Raw genomic sequence first — 16,814 nt, 5'->3', positions numbered from 1 at the left:
TCACCGGGGTGGGAAAGCCGAATTAAAGAGCCTGTTCAGGTCCTTCGCCACCTCCTTGGGGACCATGTGATCAACTGGGCCGCCGAAGCGGGCGACCTCCTTGACCACGGAGCTGCTGAGGAAGCTGTGACGGGTTGATGTCGCCAGAAACACCGTTTCCAGATCTGCGGCCAGAGACCGGTTGGTGTGGGCGATCTGCAACTCGTATTCGAAGTCGCTCATTGCGCGAAGACCGCGCAGGATGAGATCGGCCTGATGGGTTGCCGCGCAGTGGACCGTCAATCCGTCAAAACTGACCACATCGATGCCGTTCAGGTGACGGGTCGCGTTCCGGATCTGCTCGATGCGCTGATCAACACTGAAGGCGGGCTTCTTGTTGGGATTCGACAGAACCGCCACCGTGACCTGACCGAACAGAGCAGCAGCCCGTTCGATCAGATCCATGTGGCCATTGGTCAGTGGATCAAAACTGCCCGGGTAGAGCGCCCTCATCCTCAGAACCCTGGATTGACCGGATCCTATGCAGCGGTTTGATCCCTAGATTTCCATCAACATCCCCTGAACCATGAGCCTCGACGCCGACGCCAAGAAGGTGCTGCTGCGCAAGATCCCCCACGGCCTGTTCGTCTGCGGTGTCCGCGAAGGCGACGAGGTGAATGGCTTCACCGCCAGCTGGGTGACCCAGGGATCGTTCGAGCCCCCCCTCGTGGTGATGGGTGTTCGGGCTGACAGCACCAGCCACGGGATCATCGAACGCACCAAACGGTTTTCGCTGAACATGCTCAAAGCGGACCAGAAGGATCTGGCTGCGGTGTTCTTCAAGCCACAGAAGGGTCTGGGTGGCCGCTTTGAGGCGGCTCCATTCCAGGAGGGTCCCAAGGGCCTACCGCTCCTGGAGGGGGTCATTGGAGGTGTGGAGTGTGAGCTGGTGGGTCAGATCAAGCACGGTGACCACACCGTGTTTGTCGGTGAAGTCAAGAGCGCTCGGTTGCTTGAAGACGGTGAGGCCCTGACCATGGCGAGCACCGGCTGGAATTACGGCGGTTGAGCGGTCGTTGGCGGAGTCACGGACCATGCCGCCGCTGCTGACCCAGCCGGAGGTGCTCGAGCGCCGGTTGAAGGACATTCCGCCGGAACCCGGTTGCTATCTGATGCGCGATGGAGAGGACAGGATCCTCTACGTGGGCAAATCCAAATCCCTGCGCAGCCGGGTGCGCAGCTATTTCCGAAGTCGGCATGACCTGTCGCCGCGCATCCGTCTGATGACGCGTCAGGTCTGCGAGATCGAGTTCATCGTCACTGACAGTGAAGCGGAGGCCCTGGCCCTCGAGTCCAACCTGATCAAGAACCATCAGCCGCACTTCAATGTGCTGCTGAAGGACGACAAGAAGTACCCCTACCTCTGCATCACCTGGAGCGAGGCCTATCCCCGGATCTTCATCACCCGGCGGCGGCGTTTCCGCAGTCCCCTCGATCGCTTCTACGGCCCCTACGTCGACGTCGGCCTGCTGCGTCGAACACTGTTTCTGGTGAAGCGGGTGTTTCCGTTACGCCAGCGACCGCGACCGCTCCACCCCGATCGCACCTGCCTCAACTACAGCATCGGCCGCTGCCCGGGGGTCTGCCAGGAAAAGATCAGCTCAGAGGACTACCACCGCACCCTGCGCAAGGTGGCCATGGTGTTTCAGGGGCGCAGCGATGAACTGCAGCGTCTGCTGGATGAGCAGATGAACCGCTACGCAGAGCGCCTGGACTTCGAAGCGGCCGCCCGGATCCGTGATCAGCTCCAGGGCATGGACCAGTTGACCGCCGATCAGAAGATGAGTCTGCCCGACTCCAGCGTCAGCCGGGATGTGCTGGCCCTCGCCTGTGACGAACGCCTGGCCGCGGTCCAGTTGTTCCAGATGCGGGCCGGAAAACTGGTGGGGCGCCTGGGTTACACCGCCGATGCATCCGCCCTGGAGCCTGGGTTGATCCTGCAGCGCGTGATTGAAGAGCACTATTCCCAGGTGGATGCGGTCGAGGTGCCGCCCGAGCTGCTCGTGCAGCACCCCCTCCCGCAGCAGGAGCTTCTGGAGGACTGGCTGACGGAGCAACGGGAACGGAAAGTGCAGATTCACTGTCCCAAGCAGCGACAGAAGGCGGACCTGATCGAACTGGTGCAACGCAACGCTGAATTCGAACTGCTGCGGGCGCAACAGGGTCAGGAGCAACAGGCTCTGGCCACCGAGGATCTGGCGCAGCTGCTTGAGCTGCCGACACCACCGCGAAGAATCGAGGGCTACGACATCAGTCACATTCAGGGCAGTGATGCCGTCGCATCCCAGGTGGTGTTCATCGATGGACTGCCTGCCAAGCAGCACTACCGCAAATACAAGATCCGCAGCAGCAGCATTCAGGCCGGCCACAGCGATGACTTCATGGCCATGGCCGAGATCATGCGGCGGCGCTTTCGCCGCTGGGCTCGCGCCAAGGCGGATGGTGTGGATGTGGGTGCACTGCGCCACAAGGGAGGAAGCGCCCTGCAGACCGATGGCCTCAACGACTGGCCGGATGTGGTGATGATCGACGGCGGCAAAGGCCAGTTGTCAGCGGTGATGGAGGCCCTGAGGGAGCTGGATCTGCACGAGGATCTCAATGTCTGCTCTCTGGCCAAACAGCGGGAGGAAGTCTTTCTCCCCGGCGAGAGTCAGCCGCTGGAGAGTGAGCCGGACCAACTGGGCGTGGCGCTGCTGCGTCGCCTGCGTGATGAAGCCCACCGCTTCGCCGTGAGTTTTCACCGGCAGCAGCGCGGTCAACGGATGAAGCGCTCGCGCCTTTCCGACATCCCCGGGGTGGGCCCGAAACGGGTGAAGGACCTGCTGGCGCACTTCCACTCCATCGATGCGATTCAGTTGGCCTCCGTCGACGTGCTGGCCAAGGCGCCGGGTGTGGGTCCGGCCCTGGCCAAGGACATCCATGGGTTTTTCCACCCTGACGACGATGCCCGGCAGGATGACGGTTCCGAAGAGTCCCCTGCACACATCGCATGATCCGTTGTCTGCTGTTGTTGTGCTGCCTGATTGGATTGCTGGGTCGACCGGGCTGGGCCTCGCCTGGACTGTGCACCGGCCCTGTCTGTGCCGATGACATCACCCGCAGTGCCAAAAACCACTGGCAGCTGATCCTGCGGCTCAACGACCAGCAGGGGCATCGCGAGAAAGTGGTGATGGACTGCCGCGCTGGAGTTCTGAGCCCCTTTGCCGGTCAGGTGGACCGCAGCTACGCCACCGCCGTTGGGCGGCGGGCATGCCGCTTGGCAGGGGAGGCGGGCTGAGTGGACGTCACCCTGATCTTTCCCCACCAGCTGTTTGCTGATCATCCGGCGATTCAGCCCGGTCGCAACGTGGCTTTGATCGAGGATCCACTGCTGTTTGGCACGGACCCGCAATGGTCGTTGCGGATGCATCAGCAGCGCCGGCTCCTGCATCGCGCCTCGATGACGGCCTACGCCGAACAGCTGCGGCGGCGTGGCTTCAGCGTGATCCATCAGCACCATGACGCTGCACCGGACACCGATGGTCACCTGCAGCTGTTGCATGCAGCGGGCTATCGCCATGTCCATCTCGTTGACCTGGTGGATCAGTGGCTGGAACGTCGGTTGAACGCCTTCGCTCAGCGTGTCGGCCTGCAGGTGACCGTGCTTCCGACACCGATGTTGCTAACGCCTGCCGACGTGCTCGAGAAGCATTTCAGCACGGGCAAGAAGCCCTTGATGGCCAAGTTCTATGAGATGCAGCGCACCCGTTTAGGGGTCCTCATCGACCCCGACGGTCGCCCCGTCGGCGGCCAATGGAGTTTTGATGCCGACAACCGCAAGAAGTTGCCCAAGGGCATCAGCGTTCCATCCGTGCCGGTCGCGTCGACATCGGCTGTGGTGGAAACGGCACGGCAGCAACTGGCAGAGGAGAACCTCCCCGGGCTCGGCAAGCTTGATGGGTTCCACTACCCCATTGACCACGACGAAGCATCGCGCTGGCTCGAGACCTTTCTCGACGAACGCCTGGTTCAGTTCGGGGCCTATGAAGACGCCATCAGCACCCAGCACCGGGTGATGTGGCATGGCGTGCTGACGCCGATGCTGAACATCGGCTTGCTCACCCCCCAGCAGGTTCTGGATCAGACCCTGGCCCGGGCGGAAGGCGGTGATGTGCCCCTCAACTCACTCGAAGGCTTCATCCGCCAGATCATTGGATGGAGGGAATTCATGGCAGCCATGTATCGCCGCCATGGGGTGGCCATGCGCAACGGCAATTTCTGGGAGGTGGAGGATCGTCCGATTCCCGAGGCCTTCTACACCGGCTGCACAGGCCTGCCCCCGATCGATGACGCCATCGGCCACGCCCTGGACACCGGTTATTGCCATCACATTGAACGGCTGATGCTGCTGGGCAATGTGATGTTGCTCTGCGGCTTTCATCCCACCCGGGTCTACAGCTGGTTCATGGAGCTGTTCGTTGATGCCTACGACTGGGTGATGGTGCCCAACGTCTATGGCATGAGTCAGTTCGCCGACGGCGGCATCTTCACGACCAAGCCCTACGTCTCCGGCTCGAACTACGTCCGCAAGATGTCGGATTACAAGAAAGGTGAATGGTGTGAGATCTGGGACGGGCTCTTCTGGAGTTTCATCCGACGCCACGAATCCTTTTTCCGGAGTCAGTTCCGCCTGGCGATGATGGCTCGGAACCTCGACCGCATGGCCCCTGAGACGCTGCTGGGCCATCAGCGCCGGGCTTCTGATTTTCTTGACGGCCTCACCTGAGACCTGCGTAAGGTCGCCGCAATGCGGTTGCGCTGATGACCCTCCCACCTGAGGCCTACCTCTGGTTCAAGACGCTTCACATCGTTGGTGTTGTCGTCTGGTTCGCCGGCTTGTTCTATCTGGTGCGGCTGTTCATTTATCACGTTGAAACGGCGGAGCTTGCAGCAGAGCTGCAACAGCCGTTCAGGGATCAGTACAGCCTGATGGAGAAACGCCTGGCCAACATCATCACCACACCGGGAATGGTGGTAGCGGTGTCCATGGCCATCGGCCTGTTGGTGGCCCAACCCAGCTGGCTGCAACAGGGCTGGATGCACGCCAAATTGGGTTTCGTGGCAGCTCTTCTGGCATATCACGTCGCCTGCTATCGCCTGATGGGTCAACTGCAGGCCGGGACCTGTCAGTGGAGCGGCAAGCAACTGCGGGCACTCAATGAACTGCCGACTCTGCTGCTGGTGATTGTGGTGATGCTGGTGGTGTTCAAGAACCAGTTCCCGACCGGAGCAGCCACCTGGTTCATCGTGGCCCTGGTGGTGTTCATGGCAGCGTCCATTCAGTTCTATGCCCGTTGGCGCCGCCTGCGGGCGGAAGCCCAGGCGGTCACGGGTAGCTGAGATGAGCCATCCACTTCGTTCCGTTCTGGCTGACGTTGTCCCCGACAGCTGTCCGGGGACCCTCAACTTCCACTGCCACACGATCTGCAGTGATGGCAGCCTCGAACCCCTCGAACTGATCCGTCAGGCGTCGGAGCGTGGGCTCTCCCATCTGGCCGTGACCGACCACCACAGCGCCCGGGCCTTTCAGCCGATGGCGGATTGGCTTGACGTACAGAGAGATGCCGGTGCCGTGGTGCCGACGTTGTGGAGCGGCATGGAAATCAGCTCCTTGCTCAAGGGATGTCTTGTCCACATCCTGGCCCTGGGGTTTGAACCGGGCCATGCCGCTCTGGAGCCCTACAACCGTGGCGATGCCGTGGTGGGAGAGGCGTTACGAGCCGACTCCGTGGTCAAGGCCATTCACGACGCCGGCGGTCTGGCCGTGCTGGCCCATCCAGCCCGATACCGCCTCAGCCATGAGCTGCTGATCGACGAGGCCGCCCGGCTTGGCTTTGACGGCGGTGAAGCCTGGTACGACTACGACATGCAAACGGTCTGGGCACCCAGTCCGATGATCTGCGAGGCCATCGATCAGCAACTGACGAAACTTGGCCTTTTGCGTACGTGTGGCACCGACAGTCATGGAATCGACCTTGGTGGCCGCTAAGTTCATCCCATCTCAGTTCCGGTCGACATGGGCTTCTTTGATCGTCTGCTGAATAAGGATTCGCAGGATTCCGACAAAACGATCAAGCCACGCAAGCCAGCCAAGGCGAAACCGGCTGAATTCTTCCTTGATTCTGATTCCTCCTCATCCCTGGGGGATGTCAATTACATGCGCGAGTCGAAGACGATTCGACGCACCTTTCCAGGCACCGTCGACAGCCCTGGCACGAAGGAACAGATCATGACGGTGGCGGCGGAAACCGAATCCGTTGACAAGCGGAGTGAGGGCCTTGGCGACAGGGCGAAGAAGGAGGAGTCGATCGATCTGACGGCAGGGATCCCCAAGCCCGTGAAGAAGACCTTCGCCGAACAGGTCACCACTGAAGAGATGAACAAGCGGTTGCGTGGCACGGCCGTCAACTCCGTGAACACCCCGGCAGCTGCGAATGCAGCACCCGTTGCCCGTAAGGAGATCCTCAAAGAAGAGGAGGCTCCTCAAGCCAAGGCCGGCCAGGCCGCACCCTCCTCCAAGCCTGGTTCCATCGATCCTTTCCGCCAGATGGTGCGGGACCTCAACAAGTGAGATCACCGCGCTCGATTCGGGCTTCGCTGCTGCTGACCAGGTCTTTCAGCAGATTCAATTGATCCTGGCTGGCTCCGGTCCATAGCCCTCGATTGGACGCCTCGAGCAGCCTTTCCGCCATGTCACGCAGCACCCACGGGTTGCGGTCGTTCAGGAAGGTCTGGTTGACCGGATCAGCAAGCCAGCTGTCGCAGACGGCTCCGTAGCACCAGTCCGGCACCCGATCGGTGGCGGCGTCGTAGGCGAATAAATAGTCCAGGCTGGCTCCCATCTCGAAGGCGCCCTTGTAGCCGTGCTGCTGCATCCCCTCGATCCAGCGGGGGTTGAGCATCCGGCTGCGCATCACCTTGTCCAGCTCCTTTTCCAGCCGGTGCAGCCGTGGACGCTCGCGGCGTGAGTGGTCGCCGAACCACAGCTGGGGGCGTTCTCCGGAGACCAGTTCGGCTGCGGCACTGAGTCCACCGTGAAACTGGTAGTAATCATCGGAATCCAGCAGGTCATGTTCCCGGTTGTCCTGGTTGTGCAGGACAACCTGAACGGAGGACAAGGCCTGCTCCAGGCCGGAGCGATCCTGGACAGCTTCTGCTGATCCGTCGTAGCGCCATTGGCTCCAGCAGAGGAACGCCTCCCCCAGATCCTGGCGCGACTCCCAGGAGCCGCTGTCGATCAGCGCCTGCAATCCTGCGCCATAGGCCCCAGGGGCAGATCCATAGATGCGTCCCTGGGGACCATCGCGACGGGTGAGGTCAGCGAGGGGATTGAACTCCTCCGGCTCCTCCAGCATCGCCACCATGCGCTGGGCCTGATCCACCCAGTTCACCAGCTGCGGGAAGGCATCCCGGAACAAGCCGGAGATGCGCAACACCACATCCACCCGAGGTCGTCCAAGCAGTTCCGCCGGGATCACCTCCAGATCCACCAGGCGCCGGGTTGGGCCGTCCCAGACGGGGCGAACGCCGATCAGTGCCAGCAGCTGAGCGATGTCCTCACCACCGTTGCGCATCGTGGCGGTTCCCCACACCGATAAGGCCAGATGCCGCAGGGGTTCCCCTTCCTCCTGAAGATGGAGGTCCAGCAGCCGTTCGGCGGAGCGTCGGCCGAGGTCCCAGGCCGCCTCCGTCGGCAGTCCGCGGAGATCAACGGAATAGAAGTTGCGACCGGTGGGCAACACATCCGGTCGGCCACGGCTTGGGGCACCCGATGGGCCAGCGGTGATGCGACGACCGTCCAGCCCCCGCAGCAGGCCTTCACGCTCGGCGTTTCCACAATCCTTCAGCCGCTGCCACAGCTCCTGACAACGCTTGTTCAACACGTCTGATCTCTGAATTAGCTCCTGAAACGGCGTGACCAGATCGTCTGCGTGTTCGTGGAGCAGAAGCTGTCTGATCAACAGCAGGGCCTGCTGTTCAAGCCATGCGCAGCCATCACCCACGCGACGGCAGCGCTGACACCCCAGGGCGCCTAACCGCACCTGATCACCAGACGTGAGGAGTTCACCGTCCTCCTGGGTCCAGGGGTCGAACGTCAAGCCAGCTTCCCTGGCCAGCAGCTGCGTCAGACCAGGCTGCCCCTGCAGCGGAGGACGGGCCAGGGCCATCAGCAGCTCTGTCATGGCGCCGTCGTCCGGGCACTGGCCGTAGCGATGCAGACCGGTACGGATCTGGGATTCCTTCAGTTCGCAGAGATAGGTCTCCGCTTGGTCAAGACAACTGTTCACCAGCTCTGGGTTCCGCTTCAGCTCCTGTCGACTGGGAACCCCTGGCCAGTCCAGATCCTGAAGGGTCTTCAGCACCTTGGATTCCAGCACCGCAGTGCGCTCACCGCCGAGCTGACGGGCCTCCACCAGTTCATCCAGCAGACACTCAAGCCGCTGAAGGTCGCCATGCAGGCCGGCACGACCCAAGGGTGGGGTGAGGTGATCCAGCACCACCGCATGCCCCCGGCGTTTGGCCTGGGACCCTTCCCCGGGGTCATTGACGATGAACGGGTAAAGATGCGGCAGCGCCCCCAGGGCCAGATGGGGGCCGCAAGCAGCACTGAGACCCACGCCTTTGCCCGGCAACCACTCGGCACTGCCGTGCTTGCCCACATGGACCATCACCTGACTCCCGTGAACCTCTCGCAGCCAGAGGTACTGGGCCAGGTAACGGTGCGGTGGAGGCAGGTCCGGCGAATGCAGATCAGCGATCTGGTCCGGGTCATAGCCCCGGTCCGGCTGCAGCAAAACCACAAGACGGCCGTAGCGCAAACCATGGATGGCAAAGCCATGGTCTTCATCCAGATCACAGGCATGCTGCGGTTCTCCCCAGCGGCTGGCAATCAGGGACCTGGCTTCGATCGGAATGGTGTCCCACCAGGCTTGGTAGGTCGCTAGCGGCAAGTGATCGAGGGGGCGGCGTTGCTTTCCCTCGGCTGAATTGGTGCGTCCCTGAAGCAACGAAGCGATCAATTGATCACCGTGGTCAGGCCTGGGGAGATCTCCCAGTTGATATCCCGCTTCCGACAGCCAATCGATGATGTTGACCACGCTGGCCGGGGTATCCAGCCCCACCCCATTGGCCACACGCCCATCGCGTACCGGGTAGTTGGCCAGCACCATGGCCATCCGTCGCTGGCTGGGAGGAGTGTCCTGGAGATCAATCCAGCCTTTGGCGTGCTCCACCAACCAGTCGATGCCGTCCTGGTCGGGTTGCTGCGCCGTGATCGCCGTGGCGAGGCCCCCCATCGGTGCGCGAGGCTGTCGGAACGCACAGGGGCGAGTGGTGACTCTGGCGTCCAGTTCCGGCATCACCACCTGCAGGGACAGATCCAGAGGTTCAAGACCACGGCTGGACTGTTGCCAGCGCTCCCGACTGCTTCCTGCGGTCAGCAACTGCAGCACGGGACGATCAAGACGATCCCAGAGGGGGCTTCCAAGGCCGGCCTGCTCGCTGCTGACGGAGGCAAAGGCCGTGCCGGTGATCACCACCTGGGCGCCCTGACTGCGAAGCAGGTCGAGAACTCCGGCCTGGACTGCTGGATCTCTGAGACTGCTGACCCAGATCAGACGAGGCCGAAGGCCACGCTTCCGCAGGGCCAGATTCAACTGCTGAGCCAGTGCGGTGTCACCCGCCTGCAGCTGGGCTCTGTAGAGCACGACACCAACGGTGGCACCGACGTCTTCCTGCCAATCCCAGGGGAAGGGGTCCGGTAACGGCACCACCTCAATCTGTTCGATTTCCGGTGGCGTTCCGTCCAACAGCGCCTGGATGGCCTCGAGCAGCCTGGCCATGTTTGTTTGGCCCCCTTCCCGCAACAGAGCGGCTAGACGATCCGCCAGCTCGGGAGCAACCGAGCCAATGCCATGCAGGTCGCGTTGCTGATCAACCGTGCCCGCCAGCACCAGCAGCTGCCGGTCGGTGTGTTCGTCACCCCAGCGCTGCAGTTGCTCCAACCCATAGCTCCAGTGCCCGCGACTACCCAGCAGGCGCACCACGATCAACCGGGCCTGCTCAGCAGTGGTGGAGAGGTAATGGTCCAGCTGCGCTGGATGGCTGAGATTGTCGAGATGGAGAGCCCTGATCCGGTTGTTCCACTCCGGAGCAGCCAGCAGCACCGCCTCAAGGCAGCTGAGATCGGTAGCGGCACTGGAAAGAACCAGCACATCCGCCGGGGGTTGCTCGACGAGCACCACATCCTCGGGAGGATCAATGCCCGGGCAACTGGCAAGACGGTGCATTACGCCATTCTCCTTCCGCGGCAACCGGTGGTGAGAAGATTCAACGATCGGGTTTTCCCCAGCGATGCATCAGTTCCTGCCCTACGCCTGGTTTCAGGGTCAGTGCGTCCCCTTCGAGGAGGCCAGGATCTCCATCGCCACCCATGCCTTGCACTACGGCACCGGAGCGTTCGGGGGGATGCGGGCCATCCCCGATCCGCAGGGCAACGGATCGATGCTGCTGTTTCGAGCCGATCGCCACGCAAGGCGGTTGAGTCAGAGCGCGCGTCTGCTGCTGACGGATCTGAGCGAAGCTAGGATTCTTGAAGCGCTGACGGCGATGCTGCAGGCCAACAAGCCGCAGCAGCCCATCTACCTGCGTCCATTCGTTTACACCAGCGATCTCGGCATCGCCCCACGTCTGCACGATATTGAGACCGACTTCCTGATCTACGGCCTACCTCTCGGGGATTACCTGTCTCCGGAGGGGGTCAGTTGCCGCATCAGCAGTTGGACCCGTCAGGAGGACCGTTCTCTCCCCCTTCGAGGAAAGATCTCTGGGGCCTACATCACCAGTTCCCTCGCCAAAACGGAGGCGGTCCAGAGCGGATTCGACGAAGCACTGTTGCTGAACAGCCGCGGAAAAATCAGTGAGGCCAGTGGCATGAACCTGTTTCTGGTCCGCGACGGACAGCTGATCACCCCTGGTGTGGATCAGGACATCCTGGAGGGGATTACCAGGGCAAGCGTGATCGAACTGGCCAAAGCCATGCAGATTCCTGTGGTGGAGCGGCCTGTGGACAAAACCGAGCTGTTCATTGCCAATGAGGTGTTCCTCACCGGTACAGCCGCCAAGATCACACCGATCCGGCAGATCGAATCGACGCAGCTGAACACGGATCGACCGGTGATGACCGCATTGAAGTCGCGGCTCGTGGCGATCACCGAAGGGTGCGATCCGGCCTATGAGCACTGGGTGACCCGAATTCCAATCGGCTGAGGTTCGCCCTGAGCTTTTCCTAGAATCCCGTCAATAACAGGACGTAAAACATGGTGGTGGCGCAGGCATCCCGGCAACTCACCACGTCACGCTTCCTGAACCACCTGAATGGACCGGAACGGCCCGTGCTGGTGTTTGACGGTGCCACCGGCACCAGCCTCCAGGGTCTGGATCTCACCGCGGAGGATTTCGGTGGCCCTGAGCTGGAAGGCTGCAATGAAAATCTGGCCGTCACCAAACCCGAGGCGGTCAAAGCGGTCCACCGTCAGTTCCTCGAGGTGGGCTGCGATGTGATCGAAACAGACACCTTCGGCGCCGCCTCGATCGTTCTGGCGGAATACGGGCTGGAGGACAAGGCCTTTGAACTGAACAAACGGGCCGCCGAACTGGCCCGGGAAATGGCCGACGAATTCAGCACCCCAGAGAAACCTCGCTTCGTTGCCGGTTCCATGGGGCCCACCACCAAGCTGCCGACCCTGGGGCATATCGACTTCGACACGATGCGGGCTTCGTTCCGCGAGCAGGCCGAAGGACTGATTGCCGGCGATGTTGATCTGTTCATCGTCGAGACCTGCCAGGACGTTCTACAGATCAAGGCAGCCCTGCAGGGCATTGAGGAGGCCTTTGAAGCCACCGGCGAGCGACGGGCCCTGATGGTGTCCGTGACCATGGAAACCACCGGCACCATGCTCGTCGGCACGGACATCGCTGCCGTGGTGTCGATTCTCGAGCCGTTCCCCATCGACATCCTCGGCCTCAACTGCGCCACCGGGCCGGAGCAGATGAAGGAGCACATCCGGTATCTCTCCGAGCATTCCCCCTTCACGGTGAGCTGCATTCCCAATGCGGGCTTGCCCGAAAATGTCGGTGGCGTAGCCCATTACCGCCTCACTCCTGTTGAGCTGAAGATGCAGCTCATGCACTTCGTCGAGGACCTTGGCGTCCAGGTGATCGGTGGCTGCTGCGGCACAACCCCAAGCCATATCGGCTCGCTGGCGGAGTTAGCCGCTGAGCTCAAACCGGCGGAGCGCAGCTCCCGTCACGGAGCAGCGTCTGATGAAGATGTGCGTCCAGCGCTCAACTACGAACCAGCTGCGGCCTCGATCTACGGCGTCACCCCATATCAACAGGACAACTCGTTCCTGATCATCGGGGAACGACTCAATGCCAGTGGCAGCCTCAAGGTGCGCGAACTACTGGCGGAAGAGGACTGGGATGGTCTGGTGTCCGTGGCCCGTGGTCAGGTCAAGGAGAACGCTCATGTTCTTGACGTCAACGTCGACTACGTCGGCCGTGACGGAGAGCAGGACATGCATCACCTGGTGAGCCGTCTGGTCACCAATGTCAACCTGCCACTGATGCTCGACTCCACGGAGTGGCAAAAGATGGAGGCCGGCCTCAAGGTTGCAGGCGGCAAGTGCATCCTCAACTCCACCAACTTCGAAGACGGGGACGAGCGTTTCTTCAAGGTGCTCGAGCTAGCCCGTCGTTACGGGGCTGGTGTGGTGGTCGGAACCATCGATGAAGACGGCATGGCCCGGACGGCGGAGAAGAAGTTCGCCATCGCGCAGCGGGCCTACCGGGACGCGCTTGAGTTCGGAATTCCAGCCCATGAGATCTTCTACGACCCCCTCGCCCTGCCCATCTCCACCGGCATCGAGGAGGACCGGCTCAATGGCAAGGCCACGGTGGACTCCATTCGCATGATTCGAGAGAACCTCCCGGGGGTTCATGTCGTTCTGGGGGTCAGCAACGTCAGCTTCGGCCTCTCCCCGGCAGCCCGGATCACGCTCAATTCCGTCTTCCTCCACGACTGCTGTGAAGCGGGCATGGATGCTGCCATCGTCAGCCCGGCCAAGATTCTTCCGCTGATCAAGATCAGCGAAGAGCACCAGACGGTGTGCCGTGATCTGATCAACGACAACCGTCGCTTCGACGATGGAATCTGCGTTTACGACCCGCTCACTGAACTCACAAAGCTGTTCGAAGGGGTCAGCGCCAAGGAAGCCCGGGCGTCAGGCCCCTCCCTCGCCGACCTGCCGATCGAGGAGCGGCTCAAGCAACACATCATCGACGGGGAGCGCATTGGCCTTGAGCCCTCCCTGGACGAAGCGCTGCAGGCTTACCCCCCTCTACAGATCATCAACACCTTCCTGCTGGACGGCATGAAGGTGGTGGGCGAGCTGTTCGGCAGCGGCCAGATGCAGCTCCCCTTCGTGCTGCAAAGCGCCGAGACGATGAAATCCGCCGTGGCCTTCCTGGAACCTCACATGGAGACGGCGGAGGGTGAGAGCACGAGCAAGGGCAAATTCATGATCGCCACCGTGAAGGGCGATGTCCACGACATCGGCAAGAACCTTGTCGACATCATTCTCACCAACAACGGCTACGAGGTGGTCAATCTCGGCATCAAACAAAGCTGTGAGGCGATCGTGGAAGCCCAGCACGAGCACAAGGCTGACTGCATCGCCATGAGTGGTCTGCTGGTGAAATCCACGGCTTTCATGAAGGACAACCTCAAGGCCTTCAATGAATCCGGGATCGAGGTACCCGTCATCTTGGGTGGTGCTGCCCTGACGCCACGCTTTGTGCAGAAGGACTGCCGCGAGGTCTACAACGGCAAAGTCATCTATGGCCGTGATGCCTTCGCTGACCTCCGGTTCATGGATGCCCTGATGGATGCCAAGGGCAACGACAACTGGAGCAACATCGACGGATTCCTGGCCGATGCCCCCAGCGGAGTCGGCCTTGATGAGGAGAGTGAGTCGGCATCGGCGGAGAGCTCCGCGTCTGCTGCGAAGACCCCGAAGGAGGCCGCAACTCCTCAGTTGCCGGTCACCACGGAGCGATCCGAAGCTGTGCCGGCAGAGCTGGCACCCAAGGCCCCGTTCCAGGGTTCTGTCGTCATCACAGAAGCTGACGTCGACATTGAAGAGGTCTTCAGCTACCTGGATCGCAACGCTCTGTTTGCGGGTCAGTGGCAACTGCGCAAGACCCAGCAGCAGTCTCGGGAGGATTACGAGGCGATGCTGGCGGACAAGGCTGAGCCTGTCCTGCAGCAGTGGATGGAGCGCTGTCTGAATGAGTCATTGCTCACACCCCGGGCGGCTTACGGCTATTTCCCTGTCGGCCGCGACGGCAATGCCCTGAGGGTTTTTGACGCCAATGGCGAGCATGAGCTCGGCCGTTTTGACCTCCCTCGTCAGCGCTCCGGTAACCGCTATTGCATTGCGGATTTCTTCCAGGACATGACCGCTGACGGACGCCCCACGGACGTGCTGCCGATGCAGGCGGTGACCATGGGCGTCAAGGCCAGTGAAGTGGCTCAGGAGCTGTTCAAAGGCGATCAGTACAGCGATTACCTCTACTTCCACGGACTGGCGGTTCAGATGGCCGAAGCGATGGCGGAATGGGTCCACGCCCGCATTCGACGGGAGCTGGGCTTTGCTGATCCAGATGGCATGCCGCTGCGGGATGTCCTGGCTCAGCGCTACCGCGGCAGTCGCTACTCCTTCGGTTACCCCGCCTGCCCCAACGTGGCTGATTCGCGTCAGCAATTGGCCTGGCTCGGTGCCGACCGCATCGGCCTCTCCATGGACGCCAGCGATCAGCTCTCCCCTGAGCAGAGCACCACAGCACTGGTGGCGCTTCACAGCAAGGCTCGCTACTTCAGCGCATAGCCTGAGGCGTCTTTTTTCAGCTGACCATGGCGATTGCCGGACCCGATGGCGTGGATGCCGCCATCAAGGCAGGCGTTGATCTCGATGGATCACCGATTCCAGTGGCAATGCTCGAGCTCTACAACGAGGTGATGGACCTGGAGAGCCAGCGCGCCAGGAGCGGTGTGCTCAAGTCCATGCGCAACCGCGTGGTCAAGACCGGCGCAAAGCACTTCGACCAAGCAAGCCTGAACCAACGGCTCCTCGATGCAGGTTGGGACGGTCTGAAGGACAAGGAAATCGCCTTCTACTTCGGCTGAACGTCGTATCCAGCCGACCAGGTTCTGTCAGGTTCACTCCTGACAGAGCTTCTCCATCGTGTCGATCACGTTCTGCTGAAACTCATCAAGGGCATTCGACTCACTGAGGTCGATGCCTTCACCGGCAGCGTTCTGGGCGAGGTCCTGGAAGTGGAAGGCCCCTTCACCGTTGGCCAGGAACTCAATGGCTGAGCTTTCACCACTCTCGCGAAAGGCATCGCAGAGCGCCAGGAACGCAGCGTCTTCAGTGAACTCCCAATCCATCGAGTGGACATAACTGAATGACCTTTACCGCGTTCCCCCAGGGGTTCGTCAACTGTCTGACGTCAAAATGTGCCACTCCTTCGGCAGACTCCCCGTGTGATCTCCGTCAGGATGACCAGCACATCAGCCCGTTCAGCCCCGCTCAACGTTCTCGGGAAGCCGCTGCTGGTGTGCGGATGCTCACCAATGACCGGCTGGTACCGCGACGGCACCTGTCAGACCGATCCAAGCGATCTCGGCCAGCACAGCATCTGCTGTGTCATGACCGAAGCCTTTCTTCGCTACAGCAAAGCGCAGGGGAACGACCTCTCCACCCCGGTACCGGCCTTCCAGTTCCCTGGGCTGAAGCCTGGTGACCGTTGGTGTGTGTGCGCGCCGCGTTGGAAGCAGGCCTACGACGACGGCATGGCCCCCCTGGTGTGTCTCGAGGCCACAGAGGACAGGGCACTGAGCGTGGTCAGTCTTGATCAGCTGAAGGAACACGCTCACCAGTCGATCGGTTGACCATCCCAGGCCAGGAATGCACCTGAATCCTCCGGTTCCTGAGCGAGCAGCACGTTGACGAGCTGTTCCGCGGCCCTTAGTGGCGTGAACAACTTCTCCGGTGGAACGAAGGTCTGGAACGGCTTGGACAGGTCGGTGTCGGTTGTGCCGGGATGGAGCAGCGTGACGGTGGCGAGCGGCCAGCGACGACGCCATTCGATGCTCAGGCATTTGAGCAGCTGGTTCTGAGCAGCCTTGGCCGCCCTGTAGCTGTACCAACCACCGCTGCGGTTATCAGCGATGCTGCCGACGCGTGCGCTGAGGCTGGCGAAATGAAAAGGGCGATCACGCTGCAGCAGGGGTTCCACAGCGCGGGCGAGCAACACCGGGGCGATGGCATTGATCGAGAACTGCTCCAGTAGGGCGCTGCGCCCCACCTGCTTGAGTCGCTTTTCAGGAACAAGGCCAGGACCGTGCAGTCGACCTGTGGCATTCACCACCAGCCGCAGCTCGTCAGACTCCGCACGCAGGGTCTCCGTCAAGGCCTCAAGATCCCCATCCCGTTCCAGGTCGAGGCACAGGTCCTGGGCGGGTGACCCCTGCCGTCCTGCGGTGATGACCCGAAGACCCTGGCACTGCTGCTTCAGCTGCGCTGTTAAGGCTGAGCCGATGCCACCGGTGCCAACCACCAGTGCCAGTCCCGTCCAGGCGTCATCCCCATGGGTCGTCATTGATTGAACGG

At 61.7% G+C, this 16,814-nt stretch carries 15 protein-coding genes; 11 read left to right on the top strand and 4 right to left on the bottom strand.

All coding sequences use genetic code 11. The features are described 5' to 3' along the window. Positions 1-492 (bottom strand): pantetheine-phosphate adenylyltransferase, encoded by a 492-nt coding sequence (gene coaD / locus SynA1528_RS06150; protein ID WP_186588159.1) that lies wholly within the window; start codon positions 490-492, stop codon positions 1-3. A 73-nt stretch (positions 493-565) separates the two neighbouring features. Between coaD and SynA1528_RS06145 the strand changes: the two genes are divergently transcribed. Genes SynA1528_RS06145 through SynA1528_RS06115 form a run of 7 tightly spaced genes read left to right on the top strand, consistent with a single transcriptional unit; the run spans position 566 to position 6,649 of the window. Next, complete coding sequence (locus tag SynA1528_RS06145; protein ID WP_186588158.1) at positions 566-1,048, top strand: flavin reductase family protein; 483 nt, start codon at positions 566-568, stop codon at positions 1,046-1,048. Between the two features lie 25 nt (positions 1,049-1,073). Further along, on the top strand, positions 1,074-3,032 hold the full coding sequence (gene uvrC, locus SynA1528_RS06140) for an excinuclease ABC subunit UvrC (protein ID WP_186588316.1): 1,959 nt from the start codon (positions 1,074-1,076) through the stop codon (positions 3,030-3,032). Next, entirely contained in the window at positions 3,029-3,316 is a 288-nt protein-coding gene (locus tag SynA1528_RS06135) for a hypothetical protein (protein WP_186588157.1), read from the top strand. The genes uvrC and SynA1528_RS06135 overlap by 4 nt, the downstream gene beginning before the upstream one ends. Continuing rightward, positions 3,317-4,804 (top strand): cryptochrome/photolyase family protein, encoded by a 1,488-nt coding sequence (locus tag SynA1528_RS06130; protein ID WP_186588156.1) that lies wholly within the window; start codon positions 3,317-3,319, stop codon positions 4,802-4,804. Between the two features lie 35 nt (positions 4,805-4,839). Next, a complete protein-coding gene (hemJ, locus tag SynA1528_RS06125) occupies positions 4,840-5,418 on the top strand; it encodes a protoporphyrinogen oxidase HemJ (protein WP_186588155.1) in 579 nt (192 codons plus the stop codon). A gap of 1 nt (position 5,419) precedes the next feature. Continuing rightward, positions 5,420-6,067 (top strand): PHP domain-containing protein, encoded by a 648-nt coding sequence (locus SynA1528_RS06120; protein WP_186588154.1) that lies wholly within the window; start codon positions 5,420-5,422, stop codon positions 6,065-6,067. A gap of 27 nt (positions 6,068-6,094) precedes the next feature. After that, a complete protein-coding gene (locus SynA1528_RS06115) occupies positions 6,095-6,649 on the top strand; it encodes a hypothetical protein (RefSeq protein ID WP_186588153.1) in 555 nt (184 codons plus the stop codon). On the opposite strand, the gene cobN is transcribed toward SynA1528_RS06115, so the two are convergent. Next, positions 6,639-10,367, bottom strand: coding sequence for a cobaltochelatase subunit CobN (gene cobN / locus SynA1528_RS06110; RefSeq protein ID WP_186588152.1), 3,729 nt, complete (start codon positions 10,365-10,367; stop codon positions 6,639-6,641). The two genes, SynA1528_RS06115 and cobN, sit on opposite strands and share 11 nt — an antisense overlap. 64 nt (positions 10,368-10,431) lie before the next feature. Between cobN and SynA1528_RS06105 the strand changes: the two genes are divergently transcribed. From SynA1528_RS06105 to SynA1528_RS06095, 3 genes are read left to right on the top strand one after another with little or no spacing between them, the layout of a single operon-like run. Then, positions 10,432-11,346, top strand: coding sequence for a branched-chain amino acid transaminase (locus SynA1528_RS06105; RefSeq protein WP_186588151.1), 915 nt, complete (start codon positions 10,432-10,434; stop codon positions 11,344-11,346). A 50-nt stretch (positions 11,347-11,396) separates the two neighbouring features. Further along, the gene (metH, locus tag SynA1528_RS06100) at positions 11,397-15,026 is read left to right on the top strand and encodes a methionine synthase (protein WP_186588150.1); all 3,630 of its coding nucleotides are present in this window, start codon (positions 11,397-11,399) and stop codon (positions 15,024-15,026) included. Between the two features lie 26 nt (positions 15,027-15,052). After that, positions 15,053-15,325: a small RNA NsiR4-regulated ssr1528 family protein gene (locus SynA1528_RS06095; protein ID WP_186588149.1), complete on the top strand. Its 273-nt coding sequence runs from the start codon at positions 15,053-15,055 to the stop codon at positions 15,323-15,325. A gap of 33 nt (positions 15,326-15,358) precedes the next feature. On the opposite strand, the gene SynA1528_RS06090 is transcribed toward SynA1528_RS06095, so the two are convergent. Then, positions 15,359-15,589, bottom strand: coding sequence for a DUF8667 family protein (locus SynA1528_RS06090; RefSeq protein WP_186588148.1), 231 nt, complete (start codon positions 15,587-15,589; stop codon positions 15,359-15,361). 111 nt (positions 15,590-15,700) lie between these two features. On the opposite strand from SynA1528_RS06090, the gene SynA1528_RS06085 reads away from it, so the two are divergent. Further along, positions 15,701-16,093 carry a DUF2237 family protein gene (locus tag SynA1528_RS06085; protein ID WP_186588147.1) on the top strand — a complete coding sequence of 131 codons (393 nt, stop codon included), beginning with the start codon at positions 15,701-15,703 and terminating at the stop codon, positions 16,091-16,093. Here the strand turns inward: SynA1528_RS06085 and SynA1528_RS06080 are convergent. After that, the gene (locus SynA1528_RS06080; protein WP_186588146.1) at positions 16,075-16,803 is read right to left on the bottom strand and encodes an SDR family oxidoreductase; all 729 of its coding nucleotides are present in this window, start codon (positions 16,801-16,803) and stop codon (positions 16,075-16,077) included. The genes SynA1528_RS06085 and SynA1528_RS06080 overlap by 19 nt on opposite strands. Positions 16,804-16,814 lie beyond the last annotated feature (11 nt).

The organism is Synechococcus sp. A15-28 (assembly GCF_014280175.1).
Taxonomy (GTDB): domain Bacteria; phylum Cyanobacteriota; class Cyanobacteriia; order PCC-6307; family Cyanobiaceae; genus Parasynechococcus.
Note: the sequence above shows the minus strand (reverse complement) of the source record. Positions and strands in the feature narration are given on the sequence as shown.